Raw genomic sequence first — 24909 nt, forward strand, 5'->3', positions numbered from 1 at the left:
TTGAGCGTGTCGTCATCGGGGTCGCATTCGCAGCGCCAGCTGTTCGCCAGATCGGTCGTGCCGAACGTCACATGAGCCACCTGCATTGCAATCGCTCCCTCCTCACGCTCCGGTTCCCCTCGCGGGACGGATATGTTCTGCATCGTGGAGGGGCATCGGCGATGGTGCAACCATGTGTTTGCACTACCTCCATCCCGATCGCTCAGCTCAGCGGTCGGCAGCGCTCCTCCAGCCAGGCGCGTTCTTCCTCGTCCAGCTGCGGACCGACCACTTCCAGCACGCGGGCATGGTAGGTGTTCCACCAGCCCAGCTCCAGCGGAGTGAGCAGCGAGACATCGACCAGCGCGGCATCGATCGGTACCAGCGTCAGCGTCTCGAAGCCGAGATACGATCCTTCCGCTCCGGGGATGTCGCGCGCTTCGACCAGCACCAGGTTCTCGATGCGGATGCCGTATTCGCCGGTCTTGTAATAGCCGGGCTCGTTCGAGAGGAACATGCCGGCGATCAACTCCTGGTCGGTTCCGGCCTGCCCGCCGGCCGACTTGGCGATACGCTGCGGACCTTCGTGGACCGAAAGGAAGCTGCCGACGCCGTGGCCCGTACCATGTGCATAGTCGAGACCCGCGGCCCACAGGTACTGGCGCGCAAGCACGTCCAGCTGATGGCCGGCGGTGCCTTGCGGGAACACCGCCTGGGCGAGAGCGATGTGGCCCTTCAGCACGCGGGTGAAGCGGTCCTTGACCTCGGCAGAGGGTTCGCCGCCGCCACCTTGGTGGCCGATCCACACCGTGCGGGTGATGTCGGTGGTGCCGTCCGGATATTGGCCGCCCGAATCGACGAGGTAGACGCTTCCCGGCTCCAGCGTGCGGTTGGTTTCTTCCGAGACGCGATAATGCACCACCGCGCCGTTCGGACCGGCGCCGGAGATCGTGTCGAAGGACAGGTCGCGCAAGTCACCGGTCTGGCGGCGGAACTCCTGCAGCGCGTCCGCCGCCGACATCTCGGTGACGGTGCCCTTGGGCCCCTCGCTCTCCAGCCAGCGCAGGAAGCGCGACACCGCCGCGCCATCGCGCACTTGCGCGTTGCGGTGTCCTTGCTGCTCGACCGGGTTCTTGACTGCCTTTGGCAGCACCGTGGGATCGCGCGTTTCGACGACGTGCGCGCCGGCCTGCTCCAGCTGCGCGAAGATCGCAGCGACGGCGCGTTCCGGGTCGACCGCAACGCGCTTGCCCTTCAAACCTTGCAGCGCCGGCACGAAGGCGTCACGCGGCTCGATCCGGACGGCATTGCCCAAGTGGCGGGTCAGTTCGGTCGTGACCTTCTCAGGCGCGATAAACAGCTCTGCAGTCCCGTCTGCATGCGCCAGGACATAGGACAGCGCCACCGGCGTGCGCTCGACGTCCTGCCCCCGGATGTTGAGCAGCCACGCGATCGAATCGAGCGCCGAGATCACTGCGGCGTCGAGCTTCTGCTCGGCGAGCCAGGCGGACAGCGCCTCGCGCTTGGCCTGGCTCGACTGGCCGGCGAAATCGTCGTCGTGGACGATCGCGGGTGCGGGCGAGGGGGCGGGGCGGTCCTGCCACACGACGTCGATCGGATTGCTCTCGACCGCCACCAGCGCGCCGCCCCTGGCTTCCAGTGCCTTGCCGGCAGCGGCAGCCCAGCCCTTGCCGTGCAGCCAGGCGTCATAGCCGATCCGCGCGCCCTCGGGGGCATGCTCGCTCAGCCACTTGGCGACGCTGGTCTGCGGCACGTTTTCGTAGGCGTAAAAGCGGCCGTCCACCTGATCGCGGACCTGCAGGGTATAGCGCCCATCCACGAACATCGCCGCCGCCGGCGAGAGCGTCGCATCGGTCAGTACCACGGCCGTCCCGGCGGAGCCGCCGTAGCCCGTCAACCACTCCAGGCGCTGTGCGTAGCCGCCGACGTATTCGCTCATGTGCTCGTCGGAGATCGGCACCACGAAGCCGTCCAGACCCTGCCGGGCCAGCTCCTTGCGCAGGGCGTCGAGGCGGGCTTCGTGCGTGTTCATCAGCATGGCGAGTCTCGTTTGAACGGCGGTGTCGAGTATCGATGATAGGCTCTGTGCAAGTCGGGCGAAAGTGGCGGGCTTGCGGGCCACGTCGACCCGGACTTGATCCGGGTCGACGCTGATGGCGCACGGGGGCTTTCGCCCGTCCGTCGCAGACCCTAGATGATCCGCCATGGCAAGCTCCACCCCGACCCTTGCAGGTCCTCCGCAGGCGGCGAAGAAGCCGCACGTCTCCACCCACCATGGCATCGAGGTGGCGGACGACTACGCCTGGTTGCGCGATCCGGGCTACCCCGAAGTCACCGACAAGGAGGTGCTGGCCCACCTGGAAGCGGAGAACGCCTGGTTCGAGAGCCGCATGGCGCCTCGCAAGGGCCTGATCGACACGCTGTTCAAGGAAATGCGCGGCCGCATCAAGGAGGCCGACAAGTCGGTGCCGCAGAAAGACGGCGACTGGCTTTACTGGATCGAGTTCGAGGAAGGCGCCGAGTACAAAAAGTGGTGGCGCCGTCCCGTCGACGCGCCCGACGACGGCAGCGAGGACGAGCTGCTGCTCGACGAGGTCGCGCTGGCGGAGGGCAAGGAATACTTCCGGCTGGGCGCAATCTCGGTCAGCAAGAAGGGCAATCTGCTCGCCTACGCGATCGACGACAACGGCTCGGAGCGGTTCACCGCGCGGATCAAGGACCTCGACACCGGCGAGCTTCTGCCGGACGAGATCCCCGGCACGCTCTCCAGCCTGGTCTGGGTCGCGGACGATACCGCGCTGGTCTATTCGCTCGCCAACGAGCAGTGGCGCACCGACAATGCCCGGTTGCACAAGCTGGGCACGCCGACGTCGGAGGACGTCGAGCTGTATCACGAGGATGACGAGGGTTTCCGCGTCGGCTCCTCGCTCTCGGCCAACGAGAAGTGGCTGATCATCGGCGCCAGCGACCACGAGACCAGCGAAGTGCGCCTGGTTCGCGCCGACGATCCCCTTGGCGAGCAGATTCTGGTGAAGCCCCGCCAGAAAGGCGTCGAGTATGACGTCGATGAGCGCGAGGGCGTGCTCTACATCCATGCCAACGACACCCACGAGAACTTCCGCCTCGCCACCGCGCCGCTTGAAAATCCGGGTGAATGGACGACGCTGATCGAAGGCTCGGACGAGTTCTACCTGACCGGGTTCGACCTCTTCCAGGACTTCTTCGTGATCGAGGGGCGCCGCGGCGGCCTCGATAAGATCGAGCTGCACTGGTACGAGGAAGACGAGTTCCAGCCGATCGTCTTTCCCGAAGCCAGCTATTCCGCCAGCCTGGGCGACAATCCCGAGTGGGACATGGACCGGCTGCGCATCTCGTACGAATCGATGGTCAGCCCGGCGACCGTGTTCGACTACCACGTCGCCGATGGCCGGCTGGAGACGCTGAAAGTCCAGCAGATTCCCTCCGGCTACGACGAGAGCCTCTACAAGACCGAGCGGCTTGAGATCGAGGCGCGCGACGGGACCAAGATCCCGGTGAGCGTGGTGATGCGCAAGGATCGGGCAGACGGCGGTCCGCTGCACCTCTACGGCTACGGCGCTTACGGCATTTCCATCGATCCGGGCTTCTCGATCGCGCGGCTCAGCCTGGTCGATCGCGGCTTCGCCTATGCGATCGCCCATATCCGCGGCGGCGACGACCTGGGCCGGGCCTGGTACAAGGCCGGCAAGCTGGAGCGGCGCACCAACACCTTCAACGACTTCGTCGATGTCGCGAAAGGCCTGGTTGAGCGCGGCTACACCGCGGAGGGCAAGATCAGTATCTCCGGCGGCTCTGCCGGCGGCGAGCTGATGGGCGCGGTCGTCAACTCCGACCCGCACCTGTTTGGCGCGGTGGTGGCGCACGTGCCCTTCGTCGACGTGCTGGCGACGATGCTGGACGCCTCGCTGCCGCTCACGCCGGGCGAGTGGCCCGAGTGGGGCAACCCGATCGAGGACCACGCCGCCTTCGAGCTGATCCGCAGCTACAGCCCCTACGATCAGGTCAAGGCGCAGGCCTATCCACCGATCCTGGTCACCGCCGGCCTCAACGACCCGCGCGTGACCTATTGGGAGCCGGCCAAGTGGGTCGCGAGGCTGCGCGAGCTGAAGACCGACGACAACGAACTGCTGCTCAAGACCAACATGGGCGCAGGCCACGGCGGCAAGTCTGGCCGGTTCGAAAGCCTGCAGGAAACGGCGGAAGAGTTCGCCTTCATCCTCTGGCAGCTGGGAGTGGAAGAATAATCCCCGAGCGCAGCGATGGGGTCCGCATGTTCCCTTCCCGCCTGCGGGAGGGGTTAGGGGAGGGCCTGTCTGCTCTCGTCCTGGCCTCTAGCGTCCTGCGAGCGCCACAATCCCTCCCCCGACCCCTCCCGCAAGCGGGAGGGGAGTAGTGGCGTTCCAACTCACCTTCACCGCCATGCCCCAGCACATCGACCGCATGGGCCACGTCAACAATGCGGTCTGGGTTCAATGGATGGAGGCGCTCGCCACCGCGCACTGGGAAGCGGTCGCCAGCCCGGAGCACCAGGCCGCCTATGTCTGGCTCGTGGTGCGCCACGAGATCGACTACCGCGGCAACATCCGCGAGGGCGACAGCGCGCAGGCCACGACCTGGGTCGAGGCGCCGCCCGAAGGCGCGCGCTTCGAACGGCGCTACGAATTTCGCAACGAGGCCGGCAAGCTGATCGTCGCGGCGCGCACGCAGTGGGCGATGCTGGACATCGCCGCCGGGCGCATCATGCGGGTGCCCGCGGACCTGGCAGAGCAATTCCTGCGCGGTTCGTAGCGCGGTGGCTACAGTGCCTGTTCCTTCATCTGCGCATAGGCCGCCTCACGCGCCTGCGGGGCAAGCGACTGCAGGTAGCGGCTCGCCTCCTTGTAGGTCAGGAAAGGCCGGCCATCGGCGACGATCGGCACCGAACGCCCGTTGTAGATGCGACGCAGCAGCCGCCGCTGGGTCCGGCTCAAGGACGGATCGTCGTCATCGCTGATAGCCATGCGCCGCCCTATAGAGCAGAGCGCCATGCAGACCATCCCGGGACGAAAGGAAAACGATGACCGAACCATCCGCGACGCCGGAGCTCGCCGCGCACTTCGCCCATTGCATCCAGGTGCTTGGCGGCGTGACCACCGCCGCCCGCCGCCTTGGCATCGACGAACGTTCGATCCGGCGCTTCGTCAACGGGGAGAAGCCGATCAGCGCCCGCTTGATGGAGGACACCGCCAAGGCCCTGCAGCGCCTGATTGCCGACGCCACCGAGGCGGAGAAGCAGATCGCCAAGGCTCTTGGCACAGCGCCGGATCAGCCGCCGTCATGAGGATGCCGTCGACCCGGGCTTGATCCGGGTCGACGTGTTACCCGAGCACCTGCCCGACGGGCACGTAATCGTAACCCAGGTCCGCGGCGACGGCCTCGTACGTCACCTTCCCGGCATGCACGTTCAGCCCCTCGGCCAGGTGCGGATCGTCGCGCAAGGCCTGTTGCCAGCCCTTGTCGGCGATCGCCAGGGCATGCGGCAGGGTCACGTTGTTGAGCGCATAGGTGCTCGTGCGCGCCACGGCGCCCGGCATGTTGGCGACGCAGTAGTGGACGATACCGTCTACCACGAACGTCGGATTGTCGTGCGTCGTCGCATGGCTGGTCTCGAAACAGCCGCCCTGATCGATGGCGACGTCGACCAGCACCGCGCCCGGCTTCATTGTCGAGAGCATCGGCCGGCTCACCAGCTTGGGCGCGGCGGCGCCGGGGATCAGCACCGCGCCGATCACTAGGTCGGCATCGGCGACGCTGTCGGCGAGGTTGGCCTTGCTGGAGAAGCGCGTCTTGGCGCGGCTTTCGAAGTGGATGCCGAGGCGCTCCAGCGCATCCGGGCTACGGTCGAGGATGGTGACGTCGGCGCCCAGGCCCACCGCCATCTGCGCCGCGTTGAAGCCGACGACGCCGCCGCCGATGACCACGACCTTGCCCGGCATAACCCCCGGCACGCCGCCCAGCAGCACGCCTCGCCCGCCATGCGCCTTTTCCAGCGCCGTCGCGCCGGCCTGGATCGACATGCGGCCCGCAACCTGGCTCATCGGCTTCAACAGGGGCAGCGCGCCGCCAGGCCCGGTGACGGTCTCGTAAGCGATGGCAGTGACGCCCGACTTGACGAGGTCGGCCGTCTGCTCGGGATCGGGCGCGAGGTGAAGGTAGGTGTACAGCACCTGGCCCTCGCGCAGCCTGGCCCGCTCAGCCGGCTGCGGCTCCTTGACTTTCACCACCATCTCGCAACTGTCGAAGATCGTCGCGGCATCGGCCTTGATCGTTGCGCCCTGGGCTTCGTAGTCGCGGTCGCTGGCACCGATGCCCAGGCCAGCGCCCGTCTCCACCCAGACTTCGTGTCCATGGGCAACGAGCTCGCAGGCGCTCTCGGGCGTCAGGCCGACGCGGTATTCGTGGTTCTTGATCTCGCGGACGGTTCCGACGCGCATGGGGTCTCTCCGGTGTGTTTTGGCACTACGCCTTATGGCGCGCGATGTTTCACCTGAGAGGCGCGATTGCGAGTCCCGTGATTGCGGTGGCCTTTAGCGGCGCTCGCGCGCCGGCTGGGTGAAGATGCGATCGCGCGCGGCGGTCAGCTCGCCAGCCTCGAACTGTGCTTTGAGCCGTTCCTTGTCGCGCGAACGGTAAGCGGCCTCGGCCCGGTCTATCTCGGGCAAAGACACGTCGAGCGCGTCCAGCGCGGCCCGGCCCATGGTGACAGCCGATTCCAGCACTTCGCGCACCACACGCCGTACCGGCGCGTCCTTCAGCTTGAGCATGGTGCGTCGGTCGAACGCGCGGACTAGGATCTCGGCACGTGGGAAGGCGGTGTGCACGCCGTGCAGGAAGTCCTCGCTGATCTGGTCGCCGTCGATGCAGAAGGCGATCAGCTCGGCCTCGGCGGCGCCGGCCTGACGCAGCAGGTCGATGCGAGTGCCATCGCCGAAGTAGACCTTGGCGCCGAACCCTTCGGCGATGTCGATCATCTCGACGTCGGTGTCGATCAGCGTGACCGGGATGTCGGCCGCGATCAGCATCTGCGCCACCGTCTGTCCGAAGCGGCCATAGCCGACCACCAGTGCGTTCGAGCCGTCGATCTGCGGCTCGTCCCGCTCTTCCTTGCTTGCCGGTGCTTCGCGCATGCGGCGTGTGGCCATCATCAGGAACGGCGTGCTCACCATCGAGAGGGTGACGACGGCAGTGAAGACGCTGCCCGCCAGGGGTGAGATCAGCAACGCCTCCTGCGCCTGCGCGAACAGCACGAAGCCGAACTCGCCGCCCTGGCTCAGCAGCAGGCCGAGCGCGAGCGCGCCGCGCCAGTCCATGCGGAACAGCTTGCCGATGCCGAAGATCACCACCGCCTTGGTGACGATCAGCGCCAGCGCCATCGATAGAACGTAGACGGGGCGCTGCGCGATCGCCTGCAAGTCCAGCATCATGCCCACCGACATGAAGAACAGGCCGAGCAGGATGGTGCGGAACGGCTCGACGTCCGCCTCCAGCTCATGCCGATAGGGCGAGTCCGCCAGCATGACGCCGGCGATGAACGCGCCGAGGGCAGTCGACAGGCCCAGCAGCTCCATGGCGGCGGCCGAGGCGATCACGGTGAACAGCCCGGCGAAGACGAACATCTCGCGCTCGCCCAGATTGCCGATCAGGCGAAACAGCGGTCGGATGACGAAGCGACCCGCGGCGATCAGGCCCGCGACTGCCACCAGCGTGTAGATCACCAGCAGCCATCCCGGCGGGCCGGCAGCGGCCGCCGGGTTGCGGCTCATCGCCGCGATGATGGTGATCAGCGGGATGATCGAGAGATCCTGAAACAGCAGGATCGCAAAGGCACGCTCGCCGAAGGGCGTATGCAGGCGGCCGGCGCTCTGCAGCATCGGCAGCACCTGCGCGGTGGAGGACAGGCCGAGCGGCAGACCGAGCGCGAGCGCGGCCGTCCAGGTGAAGCCCTGGTCGGAAAAGATGTGAGTGAGCGCGTAGATCACTCCGGTCACGGCCAGCCCGCAAGCGGCGACCTGCAGCAGCCCCAGCCCGAAGATCTCGTGCCGCATGCGCCATAGCCGGTGCGGGGCGAGCTCCAGCCCGACGATGAACAGCAGCAGCGTGATGCCCAGCTCGGCGATGCCGATCTTGCTCTCCGGATCGCCGACGAGGTGCAGCGCGTAGGGGCCGAGCACTGCGCCGGTCATGATGTAGCCCAGCGTCGCACCAAGGCCCAGCCGGCGGAACACCAGCACGAAGACCAGGGCGGTACCCAGCAGCAGGAATCCGTCCTGCAACAGGAAGCTTTGCGCGTGCTCTTCCATCAGGGGCGGGTCCGGGGCTGGTCTGAGCGGGTCACGCGCTCGTGCATGGCTGGCTGGCCCTCAACGGAACCCCGGCGCAAGTGGAAGGCTTGGCTCACGCGCGTTCGGGCGTGGGCAGGCGCACGGCGATCAGCGACTTGGTGGTTCCAAGGAACTTCTCGCGGTGGATCTTGGCGTCGGGGAAATAGGCCTGGAACTCGCGATACGTTGGCAGGCGGATCTCATCGATCATCTCGTCGATCTCGTGCTGGCTCGGCCTTGCGGCCCAGCCGCGCACCGACAGCCAGCGCGCCAGCTTGCGATAGATCGGACGTGGCAGCCAGTGCAGGAACGGCGCGATGAAGTGCGGCTCTATCAGGGCCCAGCGATAGGGCGCCTGCACGTAGTAGCCATTGCCCACGCGGCGCACCTCGCTGGCGAACGCGGCCTGTTCCTTCGGCCCGCCGACATGCTCGATCACCGAGTTGGAAAACGCGATCTCGAAGGCGCGATCCGGGTACGTCATGGCGCAGGCGTTCTGCTGCGTCGTGGCGAAATGCGGCGGCACGTCGTCGCCCGGCGGGTAGATGTTGAGCAACGTCACCTGCGGCATCTGGTCCAGGTGGTACCAGTACTGGTGATACCCGCCGACATCCAGGATGCGCGTATCCGCCGTCACATCGAAGGTCCTGGCGAAGGCCTTCATGCGCCGCTGCTGGAACTTCAAACCCTCGCGCAGAAACGTGGTGATGCGGATGATCGCGTTCATGGGTGTCGTGTCCGTCCTGGGATGCGGCGTCCAGAGGCGAGCCGGTGTAGGCCTACCTAGAGAGGATTGCCGTTCTCGTCACGGTAGATGTCGCGGCGGCCGACGTGGTTGGCAGGACCGACGTAGCCGTCCTGCTCCATGCGCTCGACCCACTTGGCGGCGGTGTTGTAGCCCACGCCCATCTGCCGCTGCAGCCAGGAAACCGAAACCTTCTGGTTCTCGAACACCAGGTGGCAGACCTGGCGGTACTTGCGCTCGTCCGGGTTGTCGGACGCGGCATCGATGTCCTCGAAGCCGAAGCCGCCGTCTTCGGGCTCCTCGGTTACGGCATCGACGTAGTCGGGCTTGCCCTGCGTGCGCCAGTAGTCGGCAACGCCTTCGACTTCCTCGTCGCTGACGAAGGGGCCGTGGACGCGCTTCAGCGGATCGGAACTGGGCTTGTAGAGCATGTCGCCCTTGCCCAGCAGCTGCTCGGCGCCTTGTTCGCCCAGGATCGTGCGGCTGTCGATGCGGCTGGTGACGGCGAAGCTGATGCGGGTGGGCAGGTTGGCCTTGATCACGCCGGTGATGACGTCGACCGACGGCCGCTGGGTCGCCATGATCAGGTGAATGCCGGCCGCGCGGCTCTTCTGCGCCAGGCGCTGGATGAGCACCTCGATCTCCTTGCCGACGGTGACCATGAGGTCGGCCAGCTCGTCGACGATCAGGACGATCTGCGGCAGCGTCTCGTAGTCGAGCTGATTCTCCTCGTAGAGCTCCTCGCCGCTGTCAGGGTCGAAACCGATCTGCACGCGGCGGCCGAGCGGCTTGCCCTTGGCGGCGGCGGAGCGGACCTTCTCGTTGAAGCTGGCGAGATTGCGCACCGACAGCTCGCTCATCATGCGATAGCGCCGCTCCATCTCCTCGACCGCCCACTTCAAGGCGCGCACGGCCTTGGGCGGCTCGGTCACCACGGGCGAGAGCAGGTGCGGAATGTCGTCGTAGCTCTTGAGTTCGAGCACCTTGGGATCGACGAGGATCAGGCGGCACTGCGCCGGTGTCAGGCGATAGAGCAGCGATAGCAGGATGCAGTTCAAGCCCACCGATTTACCCGAGCCGGTGGTGCCCGCGACCAGCAAGTGCGGCATGGTGGCAAGGTCTGCGACGACCGGCTCGCCGGCGATGTCCTTGCCCAGGATGATCGGCAGCATGCCCTTGTGGCTGGCGAAGGCCTCCGATCCTACCATCTCACGGAACGAGACCATCTGGCGGTCGGCATTCGGAAGCTCGATGCCCATGACCGTGCGCCCGGGGATCGAGGACACGCGCGCCGAGATCGCGCTCATGTTGCGGGCGATGTCGTCGGCCAGGCCGATGACGCGGCTGGCCTTGATCCCGGGCGCTGGCTCCAGCTCGTACATGGTGACGACCGGGCCGGTGCGCACCGCGGTGATCTCGCCCTTGACGTTGAAGTCGTCGAGCACCGTTTCCAGCAGGCGGGCGTTGCGCTCCAGGCTGAGCTTGTCGATCGGCTTCTGCGAGCCGGGTGCAGGCTCCTTGAGCAGTTCGAGGGACGGCAGCTCATACTTGTCGAACAAGTCCTTCTGCCGGCTGCCGGCGCCCAGCTGCGCCGGAGCGGCGGGCTTGCTGGGGTCGACGATCTCGGGCGCCTTGCGGGGCTTGTCGTCGGCCCAGGGCAGGGCGGAAACAGAGGTGGGGGCGTCCTCGATCGCCGACGCTGCCTCGCGGGGAGTTGTCGCTGCCTTCTGGCGCGGGGCGGCGCGTTCGGCATTGCCGCTCGCCGGCAATGCATCCGCGACCCGGCCCAGCTTGCCCGGCAGCGAGAACAGGATGCCCCAATCGACCGCGAAGACCTTGCCGGCGAGCGCGGTGCCCGCAAACAGGCTGACCACGGCAAGCGCGAACGTCGCCCACCCTTGCGCGACTTCGGGCAGTACGCCCGTCGCCAGGTGGATCACCTTGGCGCCGAGCAGTCCGGTCACGCCGCCCATGGAAGCGGGCAGCACGCCGCCTTCCTGGGTGAAGCCGAGCGAGAGCACCGTCGCGATCAGCACCATGGCAAAGGCGAGCACGGCGGTGGGCCTCCACCAGCGCTGGTCCACCGGCTCGACGCTGCCGTCCTCCTCCTCGACCAGGCGCCACAGCTTGCGCGCGAAGACGTAGAGCAGGGGCACGAACAGGAACGAGACCGGGCCGAACAGCAGCAGCATCAGGTCGGCCAGCCAGGCGCCGCCGGGGCCCATCCAGTTCAGCACGGCGCCACCCGCCGCGGTCGACATCGAGGGATCCGTCTGGTGGTAGCTCGCCAGCGAAAGCGCGAGGAACAGCATTGCCGAGAACAGCGTCAGCGCGCCGGTCAGCTCGCTGGCACGGCGCAGAGAGCGCTTGAGGACGGCTCGCCAGTCCGGCTTGGCGATGCGCCGGCCGGCCGCGATGGGTCTTGTCGCCATGTCTTAGGTAGGTTCCCCGTTAGAGCTGCAATAATGCGCCCTGACGGCCGTTTCCGTCAAGAATGGATCGGGAACGCGCGGCGGCGCGGCTGTGCAAGACTCGCGATGGCGGCCCAGCGCCTGGCGCCGATGTGGCGGGCGCCGTCTGCGTCCATGCCGCCGAGCGCGATTACCGGGGCCCGTGCCCGGGCGGCGAGCAGGCGGAACCGGACCGGCCCGAGCCCGCGAGCACCAGGATGCGTGCCGGTCGCGAAGACGGGCGAGAGCAGCACCGCATCGGCGCGCATGGAGCTGGCGGTGCCTAGCTCTCGCAGCGAATGCGCCGTCACCAGCCGCACGGCTGCAGGTCCTCGATTGAGCCTGTGCGCGGCCCCGTATGCACCGTCCGCACCCCACTGCCGCGCGTCACAGACCGTTCCGGAGAGGATCACGACATGTCCGCGACCGCGCGCCACTCGAGCCAGGTGCTCGAAACGCGCGCGGCGTTCGGCCGGCGGCAGATGGTAGTGGCGAAAGATGAACCCCGAGCCTCGCGGCAGGCGCCGGATCGCGGCCTCCATGCGGTCGTCGATCCGCTCGTCGCTGACCAGCCACAAGGCGGGAAGCTGGGTCGGAAGGCTGCGGGGCGGGTAGCGGTGGCGCACGCAGGCGCTATAGCAGCGCGCCATGGATCAGCCCACCACTCCGCTGCAGGACATCCGCCGCCGTATCGCGAACACGGCCGCCATCGCCGGACGCTCGCCCGACGCGGTGACGCTCATCGCCATCTCCAAGACGCATGCCGCCGAGGCGATCTCCCCGCTGATCGACGAAGGGCAGCGAGCCTTCGGTGAGAACCGGGTGCAGGAAGCGCAGGCGAAATGGCCGGCGTTGCGCGAGGGCTTTCCGGACCTTCAGCTGCATCTCGTCGGCCAGCTGCAGTCCAACAAGGCGGCGGACGCGGTGGCGCTGTTCGACTGCATCCACTCGCTCGACCGGCCCTCGCTCGTCGACGCGCTGGGCAAGGCGATGGACAAGGCTGGCCGGCAAGTGCCGTGCTTCGTGCAGGTCAACATCGGCGCGGAGGAGCAGAAGGGGGGCTGTCCGATCGCCGAGGTGGCGGCGCTGCTCGCCCGTGCGCGCGACGCGCAAGTCCCGGTGCTCGGCCTGATGTGCGTGCCGCCAGCCGACGTGGAAGCCGCGCCCTACTTCGCGCTGCTGGCCAAGATCGCCGCCGACAACGGCTTGGCGCAGCTTTCGATGGGGATGAGCGGTGACTTCGAAACCGCCGTCATGCTGGGCGCGACGCATGTGCGGGTAGGCTCGGCGCTGTTCGGTTCGCGAGCTTGAACCCTCTCCCCAGATGGGGAGAGGGTACGCAGGCTTAGGAGCGGAAGCGACTTAGCCGCAGTTGGAGAGGGGTTTGTGCGCTCTTGAGGTCGCGCACCCCTCTCCGAGCTTCGCTAGTTCCTGGCGGAACAAGCTACGCTATCCTCTCCCCGAGCGGGGAGAGGATGTCGGCAGTCACCCTTGGTGCCGCTCCAGCTCGTTGCCCGACAGCGTCACGACATGCAGCAGGTTGGTCGAGCCGGGCACGCCGAACGGCACGCCGGCCAGGATCACCAGGCGCGAGCCGGCGGCGCCGAAGCCATGGCGCAAGGCCATGCGCTTGCCCTTGGCGATCATCTCCTCGAAGCTGCCGATGTCCTTGGTCGACACCGGATGCGCGCCCCACAGCAAGGCGACGCGGCGTGCTGACTTCTGGCTCGGCGTCAGCACCAGCATCGGCGCCGAGGGCCGCTCGCGCGCGACGCGGCGGGCCGAGATGCCCGACATGGTGAAACAGATTACCGCTTCGATCGGCAAGGCGTTTGCGATGCTGGCGCAGGATTCGGCCAGTGCGTCCGCCATGGTCGCGTCGGGTGGGGTTTCTGTAATGTGGATGCGTTCGCGATAGGTCGAATCGCCTTCGACCTGCACGGCAATGCGATCCATGATCGTCACCGCCTCGACCGGCCACTGTCCCGCAGCGGTTTCGGCCGAGAGCATCACCGCGTCGGCCCCGTCGTAGACCGCATTGGCCACGTCGGACACTTCGGCGCGGGTCGGCGTCGGCCGCTCGATCATCGATTCGAGCATCTGCGTCGCCACCACGACCGGCTTGCCGGCGAGGCGCACCTTCTCGATGATGCGCTTCTGCAGCGGCGGCACTTCCTCGGGGTTGAGCTCGACGCCCAAGTCGCCGCGCGCGACCATGATGCCATCCGAAAGCTCGATGATCTCGTCGAGCGTGTCGATCGCGCTCGGCTTCTCGATCTTCGCCATGAGCGCGCAGTGGCCGCCCATCAGGCGCCGCGCCTCGGCCACGTCCTCGGGTCGCTGCACGAACGAGAGCCCGATCCAATCGGCCTGCTGCTGGATGGCGAAGGCGAGGTCGCGGCGATCCTTTTCGGTCAGCGCGGGCACCGGCACCAGGGTGTCGGGCACGTTGACGCCCTTGCGGTCCGAAATCGGCCCGCCGACTTCGGCCGAGCACAGCAGCGAATCGGGTTCGGCACGGATGACCTTCAGCTTCAGCTTGCCATCGTCGATCAGCAGCCGCTGGCCCTTCTGGAGAATGCCGAACAATTCGGGATGCGGCAGCTCGACGCGGGTGTCGTCACCCGGCTCGGGATTGCGGTCGAGCGTGAAGTGCGCGCCGTGGCGGATGAAAGCCGATCCGTCGCGGAACTTGCCGACGCGCAGCTTTGGCCCTTGCAGGTCGCACAGGATCGCGACCGGCTTGCCCAGCTCCTTTTCCACTTCGCGGATCAGCGCGATCGTACGCGCGTGGATTTCGTGCTCGCCATGACTCATGTTGACGCGGAAGGCGTCGGCACCGGCGCGCAGCAGGGCGGTGATCGTCTCCTTGGTGCTGCTTGCAGGGCCGAGCGTCGCCAGGATCTTGACCTTGCGGCGGCGCCGGATGCTCTTGGAGGTATCGTTGCGGGCCAACTTGCTTCCTACCATGTTGCGAACCGGGGCCCATATGGCAAAGGGAACGTGACAAGCAAAGGACGAACGGATCGTTTATGACCGCAGCCGACCCCCTCGACACTCTCGACGATGCCCAGGCCGCCGCGGCCTTCCGCCGGCTGGTGCGCCACTTGCGCCATAGGAGCGACGCGCAGAACATCGACTTGATGGGCTTGTCCGGATTTTGCCGGAATTGCCTGGCCGACTGGATCCGCGATGCCGGCTACCCCGGCGACAAGACCCAGGCGCGCGAACTGATCCACGGCATGCCCGCGGCCGAGTGGAAGCAGACGCAGAGCGAGGCCACTCCGGAGCAGCTTGCCCGCATGGAGGAGAGCCTGAAGAAGAACGCCGCTCCGCACTGAGACGAGCAGCCTTCCCCGCTATCCACAGCCCCGGCTTTTGCTCCGCCGGGGCGAGGTCGCTATCAGCCCCGGCCAACCGATTCTATCCGAACACGAAAGACCATCATGGCCGAGACCACCGACGACCGCCTGCGCCTCCTGATCGAGCGCGTCGAGCGCCTGGAAGAAGAGAAGAAGGGCATCTCCGACGACATCAAGGACGTCTATCTGGAGGCCAAGGCAGTCGGCTACGACGTCAAGATCATGCGCCAGATCGTGCGCCTGCGAAAGATGAACCCTGACGACCGCAAGGAAATGGACATGCTGCTGGACACCTACAAGGCGGCTCTCGGCCTGGGGTGAAGACGTGAGCCGGCCTGCGTCGACCCGGGCTTGACCCGGGTCCGGTTCCGCCAAGTCGCGGCCTTTCGGCAAGGCGCCAAGACGCCGTGGTTCGTCACTGCCAAAAACCGGACGCGGGGTCATGCCCGGGTCGACGTCCAGCCGCTACGCGGGTTTGCAGCCGGCCAAGCCCTGTTGTAAGGGCGCCCATCCTCTTTCAGACCGCACGGGCAGACCATGGCAGGCCATTCCAAATTCAAGAACATCATGCACCGCAAGGGTGCCCAGGATAAAAAGCGCTCGGCGCAGTTCAGCAAGCTGAGCCGCGAAATCACCGTGGCGGCCAAGATGGGCATGCCCGATCCGGACATGAACCCGCGCCTGCGCGCTGCGGTCAACGCCGCCAAGGCGCAGTCGATGCCCAAGGACAACATCCAGCGCGCCATCGACAAGGCGAGCAAGGGCGATGCCGAGAACTACGAGGAAGTGCGCTACGAGGGCTATGGCCCGGGCGGCGTCGCCATCATCGTCGAGGCGCTGACCGACAATCGCAATCGCACGGCCACCAACGTGCGCACCGCATTCTCCAAGAACGGCGGCAACCTGGGCGCGTCGGGCGCGGTCAGCCACGGCTTCGACCGGCTCGGCCTGATCGAGTACCCCGGCTCGGTGGGTGACGAGGACAAGGTTCTGGAAGCCGCGATCGAGGCCGGCGCCGACGACGTCGAGAGCGATGGCGAGAGCCACTCGGTCTGGACCAGCGTCGAGAACCTGCACGAAGTCGCCCGCGAGCTGGAGAAGACGCTGGGCGAGGCCGAGGGCGTCAAGCTGGCGTGGAAGCCCACGCTCAAGGTCGACGTGGGCGAGGATACGGCGGCGACCCTGTTCAAGCTGGTCGATACCCTCGACGACGACGACGACGTGCAGACCGTCTGGGGCAACTACGAGGTGTCCGAGGACGTGATGGAGAAGCTGGGCTGATCCTGGCCGTTCCCGTCGCTTCCCAGCCATGCTCATAATCGGCCTCGACCCCGGCCTTGCCTGTACCGGCTGGGGCATCGTCGCCAAGTCGGGCAGCCGCCTCAGCCACGTCGCCAACGGTCAGGTCAAGACCGACGCGTCGGCCTCGCTGGCCGAGCGTTTGGTGACGCTCGACCGGGAACTCACCGACGTGATCCTCGCGCATCGGCCGGACAGTGGCGCGGTGGAGGAGGTGTTCGTCAACACCAATGCCCAGTCGACGCTCAAGCTGGGGCAGGCACGCGGTGTCTGCCTGCTGGCGATCGCGCGCTCCGGCCTGCCGGTGGCGGAATATGCGACCAGCCTGGTGAAGAAGGCGCTGGTGGGCACCGGACGAGCCGAAAAGGCGCAAGTGCAGGCGATGCTCAAAGTGCTCTTGCCCGGCGTCAAGCTGGCCGGCGCCGACGCCGCCGACGCGCTCGCGGTGGCGATCACCCACGCCAACATGCTGGGCAGCCACCGCTAGAGCCCGTCGCGCTCGAGCGTTTGCTGATAGCTGTAAGTCGGATCGCCCGTGCAGCCGCCGTCTCGCACGTAGAGGCACGCGGTCTCCCCGGGCATCGGCATGCAGCGCAAGGTACGGTAGCTTGCCATGCCTTCCGGCCGGCGAGCCGTCAGCAGCGCGTTGGCGGCGTGCTCCAACGGAGCGGGCAGGGCGATACGGTCCTCGTAGAAGCCGGCCGGCGCGACCGACAGCGGAAGATCGCGAGGCAGCACCGCCGGTACGACGTGGGCGAGATATGGCTTGGCCAAGGCCAGCCGGCACACCTCAGGCCGTTCGGCGGCCACGATCGCCAGCCGCGTGATGGCGGAGCCGCCGCGGTAGGCACCCAGGCCGCCGCTGACGCGGTAGGAGGACAGGTCGAGTACGCTCCACAATACCAGCGCCGCGCCCAGTGATCCCCAACCAAGCCATTGCGTGTTGCCGCGACGTTGCAGCAGGTGCTCGATCAGCCGTAGCGACCCAATCGCAGCCAGCACCAGCAGAGTCAGCACGGTCAGCCAGATGAAGCGGTACTCCTTATGCGCGATCAGGCTGTGGAGTGTCAGATTGACGATCGCTGCCCACAGCAGCGGCCGATAGCGTCGGCCCGAAGCAGCAGCGCCGAGCACGACCATCAGCAGTGCACCGGGGCCGAAATGCTGGAGCATGTCCAGCAGGTATTGCCATGGCGGACTGGTGCTGAAGCGGGCGGCGATCCCCTCGCCCAGGTTCTTGTCGAAGGTGACCGCCACCCACGCGAAGGGCACTCGGCCGGCGTAAAGATCGCTGGCCACTCCCAACAGTGCCGCCGCAAGCCCGCCGATCCCAAGCGACTGCCAAGCTCTAGGAGAGCGGAGAAGGGCGCCGAGGCAGAGCACGGCGGCAAAGGGCGCGTACTGAACGCGCACGATCACGCCCATGCCGATCAGGAAGCCGGCGAAGGTCGACGCCCGTGAGCCCGCCTTGGGGTCGAGCAGTGGTGTCGCAGCGAGCAGCAGGAGCGCGGTACTCAGGCTCTCCGACAGCAGCAGGTCCGCGTAGAGCACGCTTTCCCACCAGACCGCGGCCACGAACAGGGCGGCGAGCGCATGGCGGCGAGAGGTCAGCGACCCCAGCCGCCAGGCGCCCGCAAGTCCCATCAGTGTCAGCGCCGCGAAGGCCGCGCGCGCCAGATGCACATGCGCCAGCGTGGCCGGCGCGATTGCGTGCGCGATCAGGACCGGCAAGCTCAGCAGCTGCGGGATCATCGCGCTGCGCAATCCGACGCGTGATTCCCAAGGCACGATGCCGTGACCAGTTACCAACCGATTGGCTTGCTCCAGGTACTGCATCCATTCGTCGGCATGGCTGATGTCGAACGGAGCGTAAGCCAGCACTCTGAGCGCAACGGCGAGGAACACGATTAGCGCGCAGGCCAGCCAGCCAAGGGCGAGCGGGGTATCCCCGCCCCGCTCCTGCGTCTGTCGCTCCCCACTCATTGGCTGGACGTAGCCGCGCGCGCCCGCCTTGTCATGGCTCCCTTGTTATGGCTCCATTGTCATCGCGTCCGTCGTTCCGCGCTCTCGCAATGGCGGGCGGCCTACCCATATCGCGCGCCACTCCTCCTCGCCCCAAAACAGGACATGCAAATGGATCTTCAGCTTGCCGGCAAGACGGCCCTCGTCACCGGTTCCACCGCCGGGATCGGCCTTGCCATCGCCAAGCGCCTCGCCGCCGAGGGCGCGACCGTCGCCATCTGCGGACGCAACGACGAGAAGCTGCAGGCCGCCGCAGCGGACGTCGGCGGCAACGTGCGCGCGGTGCTTGCCGACCCGGCAACGGCCGAGGGCGCCGAGCGCTTGATCTCCGAGGTTCCCAAGGCCGACATCCTCGTCAACAATCTGGGCATCTACGAGGCCAAGCCCTTCGCCGAGATCACCGACGCGGACTGGCACCGCTTCTTCGAGGTCAACGTCGTCAGCGGCGCGCGCCTTGCCCGCAATTACTTCCCGCAGATGCTGGCAGCCGGTTGGGGCAGGGTGATCGTCATCGCCAGCGAAAGCGCGCTCGTGATCCCCAGCGAGATGATCCATTACGGCATGACCAAGACCGCACAGCTTGCCATCGCCCGCGGCATGGCGGAGATGACGCGCGGCACGCAGGTGACGGTCAACTCGGTCCTGCCCGGGCCGACGCGTTCGGAAGGGATCGTCGACTTCATCCGCTCCACCGTCGACAACAAGGATGCCCCGGAAGCCGAGCGCGAGGCCGAGTTCTTCACCAAGATGCGCCCGCTCTCGCTGATCCGCCGCCTGATCGAGGCCGACGAGATCGCGGCCACGGTCGCCTTCCTCGCCAGCCCACTGGCTGCGGCGACCAACGGCGCCTCCATCCGCGCCGAAGGCGGGATCGTACCGACGATCGCGTAAGCAAGCGAGCGCCGTTCGAGCGTTCCGTTCACCCGATATTCGTCGCCCCCGCCTGCACGGGGGACGACGAGGAGGACGATGGAGAAGGGAACGCCATCGTGTCGTTCGTGGCTTGCTCCAGCGGCACCCTCCTGCCATAGGAACAAACCATGATCGCGCGGCTTTCCGGCATACTCGAGGATTTCGGCCCCGATTGGGCGATCATCGACGTGGCTGGCGTGGGCTATCTGGTCCATTGCTCGGCGCGGACGCTGCAAGCCCTGGGCATTCGAGGCGATCGGGCGGTGGTGTTCACCGACTTGCAGGTCTCGGAAAACGACATGCGCCTGATCGGCTTCGCCACGGGATCGGAGCGTGACTGGTTCCGCCTCCTCACCGCTGTCCAAGGTGTCGGCAGCAAGGTCGCGCTGGCGATCCTGTCGGCCCTCACCACCGACGAGCTGCAGCGCGCGTGCGCCGGGGGCGATGCTGCCATGGTCGCCCGCGCGAACGGCGTCGGGCCCAAGCTCGCCAGCCGCATCGTCAACGAGCTGAAGGACAAGGCAGGCGCATTGCCGACCGCCGCGGGCGTGGCGATCGCCACGGCGCCGGCAGGTTCGGCAACGGCCGACGCGATCTCCGCGCTACAGAACCTGGGCTTCAAGCCTCCGATCGCCAGCGCGGCAGTGGCGCAGGCCGTGGGTGAGCTGGGCGAGGATGCGGGACTGAACGACCTCGTTCGGGTGGCGCTCAAGCGGGCGGCGGGGTGATGGGGAGCTTGGAGAGGAAGCCATGACGGCTTATACAAAGGTAGTGACCGAGCTCAGCTTCACCATGCCGCCAGAGTTGCAACGTTGGCTGGAAGTGCGCCTCGCTCAGGGGCGCTACGCAGATGCCGGCGACTACTTGCGTGACCTGGTGCGCCGCGACCAGGACGCGGGCAAGGAAGACGTCGCGTGGGTGCGCGCCATGGTTGAAGAGGGATTGGCTTCCGGCGTGATCGAGGCCGAGCCTGAGGATGTACTAAAGGAGATCATGGCGCGACTTCCGGATGCCTAGGGTTCGCCTGTCGGCGCGCGCGCGCTTGGATCTCGAGGACATTCAAGATCATGGACTGATCGAGTTCGGTCTTGCTGCCACACGCAACCACATGGCTGGTTTCGAAAAGGTCTTCGCCTTGCTTCGCAGGCACCCACGCGCCGGCCAGCTACGAGAAGAGTTCGGCCAAGGCATTCGCGCCTTTTCACATGCGCCGCACCGGATTTTGTATAGGCTACAGGCAGACGATGTGTTGATCGTGCGTGTGCTGCACACGGCGATGCGATCCCGTTTTGCGAGCGGGAAACACTGATGATAGCGCCACCCGATCGCGATGCGCGGTGTCAATGCGGCCAGCTTCGCGCGACGGTGCGAGGCGAGCCGGTGCGCGTGTCCGTGTGTCACTGCCTCGATTGCCAGCGCCGCAGCGGGTCGGCGTTCGCCATGCAGGCGCGCTACGCGGCAGACGATGTCGGAGTCTCTGGCGAGACGCGAGAATGGTCGCGCCCCGGCGACGAGGGCGCTGGCGCGGTGTTCCACTTCTGCCCGACTTGCGGGTCGACGGTCTACTATTGCCTGATCGATTATCCCGGCTTCGTCACCGTCCCGGTTGGCGCCTTTGCCGATCCGCATTTTCCGGCGCCCATGGTTTCGGTCTACGAAACACGCAAGCACGCCTGGGTGAGCCTTCCGGCCGATATCGAGCACCATGACTGACAATCCTCTCCTCGCCTCCAGCCGGCAGCCGGAAGACGTCGACGCAGCGCTGCGGCCCAAGACGCTGGCCGAGTTCGTCGGCCAGGCGGCAGCCAAGGGCAACCTGCAGGTCTTCATCGAATCGGCGCGATCGCGGCGCGAGGCGATGGACCATGTGCTGTTCTTCGGGCCGCCCGGGCTGGGCAAGACTACCCTGGCCCAGATCGTCGCGCGCGAACTCGGCGTCGGCTTTCGGGCCACTTCGGGTCCGGTGATCGCCAAGGCGGGTGACCTAGCCGCGCTGCTCACCAATCTCGAGCATGGCGACGTGCTGTTCATCGACGAGATCCACCGCCTCAATCCGGTGGTCGAGGAAGTGTTGTACCCGGCGATGGAGGATCGCGCGCTCGACCTGATCATCGGCGAGGGGCCGTCGGCGCGTTCGGTGCGGATCGACTTGCCGCCGTTCACGTTGATCGGCGCCACCACCCGCCAGGGCCTGCTGCAGACGCCGCTGCGCGATCGCTTCGGCATCCCGGTGCGGCTGAACTTCTACACCGTGCCCGAACTGGAGCACGTGATCACGCGTGCGGCGCAACTGCTCGGCGTCGGCATCGACAAGGGTGGCGCGACCGAGATCGCCCGCCGCGCGCGAGGTACGCCGCGGGTCGCCGGGCGCCTGCTGCGGCGCGTGCGCGACTTCGCGCATGTGGCCGGAACCGCGACCATCAGCCGGGCGCTGGCCGACGATTCGCTCACCCGGCTGGAAGTCGACGCGCTTGGGCTGGATGCGCAGGATCGCCGCTATCTGACCATGATCGCCGACATCTATCGCGGTGGCCCGGTCGGCGTGGAAACTCTGGCGGCAGGCCTGTCAGAGCCGCGCGATACGATCGAGGAGGTGATCGAGCCCTACCTCATCCAGCTGGGCTTGGTGGCGCGCACGGCACGTGGGCGCTGCCTCAACGATGCCGGCTGGCGGCACCTGGGACTCGCGGCGCCAAGCGGCAGTCAGGCCGGCCTGTTCGAACCCGGCGAGGGCTGATCCCGCCGGCCATGGCGACGGTATGGTTTACACCTGCCTACAGCCCCAGTCCCGTTTCGGCACAACTGCGCGGCTAAGTAAGCAAACCTAAGCAGAATCTCGCTTCGGGACTGTGCAATCGTGGTTAACGCCGTTGTCCCGTTAAGAACTCTCTGCGTTCTGTGTGGCAGATGGGATGCGATGGACTGGGGGCACCGGTCCGCTTCGAATCTCTCGGGGTAACGAGAAGAAAGCACCGCCTATGTCAGTCCGTATGGCCCTCGCGAAACTATCTGCCTGTGCGGCAGGCTGCGCCCTTATCGGCGGCGGCGCCGTTCACGTGGCGGAGACCGCGGCCAAGAAGGGGCAGTACCGCTCCGTCAAGGGCGACAAGCGCGTCAAGGTCGTCCGCACGGTCAAGCCGGTGCGCCACGTCGCGCGGGCCAAGCCGCTCAAGCGAGTGCGCAAGGTCATCAAGCGGACCTGCTGCACCCAGCCGCAGATGGCGATGGTGCCGCTGCCCGCGCCTTATATCCCGCCTGCGCCTCCGGCACCGTACGGCGGCGGTGGCGGCGGCGGTCCGGTCGTGATCGGCGGGGGACCTCTGGGCGGCTTCGGCGGTGGCTTCTTCGGCGGCTTCTTCGGCGGTGGCGGCGGTGGCGGTGGCGGCAGCGTCGTCGTGACCTCGACCACCAGCGGCGGTTCTACCTCGACGTCGGGAGGCTCGACCTCCAGCTCGGGCGGATCGACGTCCTCGTCGGGCGGATCGACCTCGTCCTCGACCGGCGGCCTCACCACCACCACTTCCACCAGCTCAGGTGCGACCTCGACCAGTTCGGGCGCGACCAGCACGTCGACGAGTTCCGGCGCCACGAGCACTTCGACGAGTTCCGGCGCGACCAGCACCTCGACCAGCTCGGGGGCGACCAGCACGTCGTCTTCCACTTCGACGTCGAGCTCGACATCGTCGTCGACTTCGTCCTCCACCTCAAGCTCGACCAGCACGTCGAACGGCGGCAGCACGACCACGTCGACCACCAGCGGCACCAGCGGAACGCCGGTCCCGGCCCCGCCGATGCTGATCCTGTTCGGCGCCGCGGCCGCGGCTGTGGTGGGTCGGCGCCGGCTCGCCAAAAGGGCCGACTAAGGCAACAAGCAGGTTCATGGGGGTGAACGGGGCGGTGTCGAAAGGCGCCGCCCTTTTCGTGTGAGATCCTTTCCAGCAAGCCTGTCCCGAGCCATGGCGAGTGCTGAGGGGAGGGAGATCGACCGCGTGGGCTGTTGCTGAGGGTACAACCCTCTCCGTTAAGGCAAAAAGCTTGGTTTAACAAAAGTTGGAAACCGCAGCAGCCCTGTCGCGTTGTTGCGATCACGCGACGCCTTCGGCATTCGCTGGAGGCATTCGTGAAGCAAAGTGACAACTGGCATCTGACCGAGGCCCTCGATTACGAGCACGGTCGAGGCGATCCGTTCGCCGCCGCCGTTCGGGCAACGCGGATGCCGATGGTGATCACCGACCCGGCCCAAGACGACAACCCCATCGTATTCTGCAACGTCGCTTTCCAGAAGCTCACCGGCTATGCGAGAGAGGAGATCATCGGTCGCAACTGCCGCTTCCTGCAGGGACCGCAGACCGATCCGCAGACCGTCGGCAAGGTGCGCTGGGCGATCGAAAATGGCCACGACATCGACGTGGATCTCCTGAACTATCGCAAGGACGGATCGACCTTCTGGAATGCCCTCTACCTGTCGCCGGTGCGTGACAAGGATGGCGTCATCCGCTTCTTCTTCGCATCGCAGCTTGATGTCACCGACCGGATCGAAATTCAGCGCGCCATCGCGGACCAGAAGGCCTTGGTCGAGCGCGAGGTCGAGAAGCGCACGCAAGACTTGAGCGCTGCTCTGGAGGCGAAGACGATCCTCCTGCACGAAGTCGACCACCGGGTTAAGAACAACCTGACCATGATCGGCTCTCTTCTTCGGTTGCAGGTGCGGACGATCGACGATCCCGCGATCCGGGCGAAGCTGGACACCATGCTGGAGCGTGTCGATGCGCTGGCCGTCGTTCACAGGCAGCTGTATCAGTCATCGAACGTCGCTCGGTTCGACATCGGCAGCTTCACCGAGACGCTGGCCAACGATGTCATCGCATCGAGCGGCCGCAGCGACATCCGTTTGCATACAGCGGCGATCCCCATGTTCGTCGATGCGGCGCATGCTTCGGCGCTCGGCCTCATCCTCAACGAGATCCTGACGAACGCGATCAAGCACGGCTTCGCCGACGGACGATCGGGGACGCTCACCATCCTTGTCGAACGAAGCAAGAATCAGGGAATCATCAAGATCTGCGACGATGGGCCCGGATTGCCGTCTGCGACGCGCTCGAAAAGCATCGGGACCGCGTTGATCACAAGGCTCGCAAGGCAAGTCGATGCGGAAGCGATCTGGGCCGACAATTCACCGGGCACCTGCGTGACAATCACCGTCCCGCAAGGAGGCGCAACGCGATGAGCGGCAGGATGGACGTGCTCATCGTCGAGGATGAAGTGCTGCTCGCCATGGATATCGAGGCCATGGTGGAAGACAGCGGTCACACGGTCTTGGCCGGGGCCACGTGCGTCGAAGAGGTGAAGGCCTTGCCGAGAGACATCAACCCGCAGCTCGCCTTGGTCGACGTGCACCTCGCGCATGGGTCTAGCGGCTTCGATGCATGCCGGATCATACAGCAAAGGTGGCCCGACGCGCTGGTGGTTTTCGTGACCGCGAATGCGTCCAAGATTCCGAACGACTTCCTCGGCGCCCACGGGGTGATCGCCAAGCCTTTCTCTCATGCCGGGGTCATCAGCACGTTGAAGTATCTCGCGGAGGGCGTGTTCGATCCGCCGCCGACCCTGGCGCGACCCGCCAGCTTCCAGCCGTCACCTCACTTGCGGCAGAGATGGGTAGGCTGATGATCGCCCGCGCGCGTCAGCTGCTGCCGTCCTCATTGTCCATGCTTCAAGTT

Annotated in this window: 26 protein-coding genes; 16 read left to right on the top strand and 10 right to left on the bottom strand. The window is 66.6% G+C overall.

The features are described from left to right. Window positions 1–202: 202 nt before the first annotated feature. Window positions 203–2038 (bottom strand): aminopeptidase P family protein, encoded by a 1836-nt coding sequence (locus tag HNO88_RS03095; protein WP_184242611.1) that lies wholly within the window; start codon window positions 2036–2038, stop codon window positions 203–205. A 166-nt stretch (window positions 2039–2204) separates the two neighbouring features. Between HNO88_RS03095 and HNO88_RS03100 the strand changes: the two genes are divergently transcribed. Both HNO88_RS03100 and HNO88_RS03105 read left to right on the top strand, forming a co-directional pair. Beyond that, window positions 2205–4283 (top strand): S9 family peptidase, encoded by a 2079-nt coding sequence (locus HNO88_RS03100; RefSeq protein ID WP_184242612.1) that lies wholly within the window; start codon window positions 2205–2207, stop codon window positions 4281–4283. Window positions 4284–4458: 175 nt separating this feature from the next. Further along, entirely contained in the window at window positions 4459–4827 is a 369-nt protein-coding gene (locus HNO88_RS03105; protein ID WP_184242808.1) for an acyl-CoA thioesterase, read from the top strand. A gap of 8 nt (window positions 4828–4835) precedes the next feature. On the opposite strand, the gene HNO88_RS03110 is transcribed toward HNO88_RS03105, so the two are convergent. After that, window positions 4836–5039, bottom strand: a complete 204-nt coding sequence (locus HNO88_RS03110) for a hypothetical protein (protein WP_221419802.1) — start codon at window positions 5037–5039, stop codon at window positions 4836–4838. Between the two features lie 56 nt (window positions 5040–5095). Here HNO88_RS03110 and HNO88_RS03115 point away from each other — a divergent pair, with 56 nt between their 5' ends. Next, window positions 5096–5359 (top strand): helix-turn-helix domain-containing protein, encoded by a 264-nt coding sequence (locus HNO88_RS03115; protein WP_184242613.1) that lies wholly within the window; start codon window positions 5096–5098, stop codon window positions 5357–5359. Between the two features lie 37 nt (window positions 5360–5396). Here the strand turns inward: HNO88_RS03115 and ald are convergent, their stop codons facing one another. The 5 genes from ald to HNO88_RS03140 form a co-directional block, all read right to left on the bottom strand. Further along, on the bottom strand, window positions 5397–6512 hold the full coding sequence (ald, locus tag HNO88_RS03120) for an alanine dehydrogenase (RefSeq protein WP_184242614.1): 1116 nt from the start codon (window positions 6510–6512) through the stop codon (window positions 5397–5399). Window positions 6513–6605: 93 nt separating this feature from the next. Then, on the bottom strand, window positions 6606–8378 hold the full coding sequence (locus HNO88_RS03125) for a cation:proton antiporter domain-containing protein (protein ID WP_184242615.1): 1773 nt from the start codon (window positions 8376–8378) through the stop codon (window positions 6606–6608). Window positions 8379–8472: 94 nt separating this feature from the next. Beyond that, window positions 8473–9126 carry a class I SAM-dependent methyltransferase gene (locus HNO88_RS03130; RefSeq protein ID WP_184242616.1) on the bottom strand — a complete coding sequence of 218 codons (654 nt, stop codon included), beginning with the start codon at window positions 9124–9126 and terminating at the stop codon, window positions 8473–8475. Between the two features lie 56 nt (window positions 9127–9182). Continuing rightward, window positions 9183–11576: a DNA translocase FtsK gene (locus HNO88_RS03135; RefSeq protein WP_184242617.1), complete on the bottom strand. Its 2394-nt coding sequence runs from the start codon at window positions 11574–11576 to the stop codon at window positions 9183–9185. Between the two features lie 56 nt (window positions 11577–11632). Continuing rightward, a complete protein-coding gene (locus tag HNO88_RS03140) occupies window positions 11633–12244 on the bottom strand; it encodes a thiamine phosphate synthase (RefSeq protein ID WP_184242618.1) in 612 nt (203 codons plus the stop codon). Here HNO88_RS03140 and HNO88_RS03145 point away from each other — a divergent pair. Then, window positions 12243–12905 (top strand): YggS family pyridoxal phosphate-dependent enzyme, encoded by a 663-nt coding sequence (locus tag HNO88_RS03145; RefSeq protein WP_184242619.1) that lies wholly within the window; start codon window positions 12243–12245, stop codon window positions 12903–12905. The two genes, HNO88_RS03140 and HNO88_RS03145, sit on opposite strands and share 2 nt — an antisense overlap. 174 nt (window positions 12906–13079) lie before the next feature. On the opposite strand, the gene pyk is transcribed toward HNO88_RS03145, so the two are convergent. After that, complete coding sequence (pyk, locus tag HNO88_RS03150) at window positions 13080–14549, bottom strand: pyruvate kinase (RefSeq protein WP_246381138.1); 1470 nt, start codon at window positions 14547–14549, stop codon at window positions 13080–13082. Between the two features lie 77 nt (window positions 14550–14626). Between pyk and HNO88_RS03155 the strand changes: the two genes are divergently transcribed. The 4 genes from HNO88_RS03155 (at window position 14627) to ruvC (ending at window position 16742) form a co-directional block, all read left to right on the top strand. Beyond that, window positions 14627–14935 carry a DUF1244 domain-containing protein gene (locus HNO88_RS03155; RefSeq protein ID WP_184242621.1) on the top strand — a complete coding sequence of 103 codons (309 nt, stop codon included), beginning with the start codon at window positions 14627–14629 and terminating at the stop codon, window positions 14933–14935. Window positions 14936–15040: 105 nt separating this feature from the next. After that, window positions 15041–15277 carry a DUF2312 domain-containing protein gene (locus HNO88_RS03160; protein WP_159873866.1) on the top strand — a complete coding sequence of 79 codons (237 nt, stop codon included), beginning with the start codon at window positions 15041–15043 and terminating at the stop codon, window positions 15275–15277. Between the two features lie 216 nt (window positions 15278–15493). Continuing rightward, a complete protein-coding gene (locus HNO88_RS03165; RefSeq protein WP_184242622.1) occupies window positions 15494–16237 on the top strand; it encodes a YebC/PmpR family DNA-binding transcriptional regulator in 744 nt (247 codons plus the stop codon). Between the two features lie 28 nt (window positions 16238–16265). Next, entirely contained in the window at window positions 16266–16742 is a 477-nt protein-coding gene (gene ruvC / locus HNO88_RS03170; RefSeq protein ID WP_184242623.1) for a crossover junction endodeoxyribonuclease RuvC, read from the top strand. On the opposite strand, the gene HNO88_RS03175 is transcribed toward ruvC, so the two are convergent. Further along, entirely contained in the window at window positions 16739–18238 is a 1500-nt protein-coding gene (locus tag HNO88_RS03175) for a glycosyltransferase family protein (protein ID WP_184242624.1), read from the bottom strand. The two genes, ruvC and HNO88_RS03175, sit on opposite strands and share 4 nt — an antisense overlap. A 150-nt stretch (window positions 18239–18388) precedes the next feature. Here HNO88_RS03175 and HNO88_RS03180 point away from each other — a divergent pair, with 150 nt between their 5' ends. The 6 genes from HNO88_RS03180 (at window position 18389) to ruvB (ending at window position 21926) form a co-directional block, all read left to right on the top strand. Beyond that, complete coding sequence (locus HNO88_RS03180) at window positions 18389–19168, top strand: SDR family NAD(P)-dependent oxidoreductase (protein ID WP_184242625.1); 780 nt, start codon at window positions 18389–18391, stop codon at window positions 19166–19168. 149 nt (window positions 19169–19317) lie between these two features. After that, on the top strand, window positions 19318–19917 hold the full coding sequence (ruvA, locus tag HNO88_RS03185) for a Holliday junction branch migration protein RuvA (RefSeq protein ID WP_184242626.1): 600 nt from the start codon (window positions 19318–19320) through the stop codon (window positions 19915–19917). A gap of 22 nt (window positions 19918–19939) precedes the next feature. Beyond that, window positions 19940–20206, top strand: a complete 267-nt coding sequence (locus HNO88_RS03190) for a ribbon-helix-helix domain-containing protein (RefSeq protein WP_184242627.1) — start codon at window positions 19940–19942, stop codon at window positions 20204–20206. Then, window positions 20199–20498, top strand: coding sequence for a type II toxin-antitoxin system RelE/ParE family toxin (locus HNO88_RS03195; protein ID WP_281383976.1), 300 nt, complete (start codon window positions 20199–20201; stop codon window positions 20496–20498). Before HNO88_RS03190 ends, HNO88_RS03195 begins: the two co-directional genes overlap by 8 nt. Beyond that, on the top strand, window positions 20498–20902 hold the full coding sequence (locus HNO88_RS03200) for a GFA family protein (protein WP_184242629.1): 405 nt from the start codon (window positions 20498–20500) through the stop codon (window positions 20900–20902). Before HNO88_RS03195 ends, HNO88_RS03200 begins: the two co-directional genes overlap by 1 nt. Continuing rightward, complete coding sequence (gene ruvB / locus HNO88_RS03205; RefSeq protein ID WP_184242630.1) at window positions 20895–21926, top strand: Holliday junction branch migration DNA helicase RuvB; 1032 nt, start codon at window positions 20895–20897, stop codon at window positions 21924–21926. The genes HNO88_RS03200 and ruvB overlap by 8 nt, the downstream gene beginning before the upstream one ends. 507 nt (window positions 21927–22433) lie before the next feature. On the opposite strand, the gene HNO88_RS03210 is transcribed toward ruvB, so the two are convergent. Then, a complete protein-coding gene (locus HNO88_RS03210; protein WP_184242631.1) occupies window positions 22434–22952 on the bottom strand; it encodes a hypothetical protein in 519 nt (172 codons plus the stop codon). Window positions 22953–23309: 357 nt separating this feature from the next. Between HNO88_RS03210 and HNO88_RS03215 the strand changes: the two genes are divergently transcribed. Both HNO88_RS03215 and HNO88_RS03220 read left to right on the top strand, forming a co-directional pair. Continuing rightward, a complete protein-coding gene (locus HNO88_RS03215; RefSeq protein WP_184242632.1) occupies window positions 23310–24416 on the top strand; it encodes a histidine kinase dimerization/phosphoacceptor domain -containing protein in 1107 nt (368 codons plus the stop codon). Then, window positions 24413–24856 (top strand): response regulator, encoded by a 444-nt coding sequence (locus HNO88_RS03220; protein ID WP_184242633.1) that lies wholly within the window; start codon window positions 24413–24415, stop codon window positions 24854–24856. The genes HNO88_RS03215 and HNO88_RS03220 overlap by 4 nt, the downstream gene beginning before the upstream one ends. Window positions 24857–24909 lie beyond the last annotated feature (53 nt).

Origin of the sequence: Novosphingobium chloroacetimidivorans, from assembly GCF_014204535.1 — a bacterium.
Classification (GTDB): Bacteria; Pseudomonadota; Alphaproteobacteria; order Sphingomonadales; family Sphingomonadaceae; genus Novosphingobium; species Novosphingobium chloroacetimidivorans.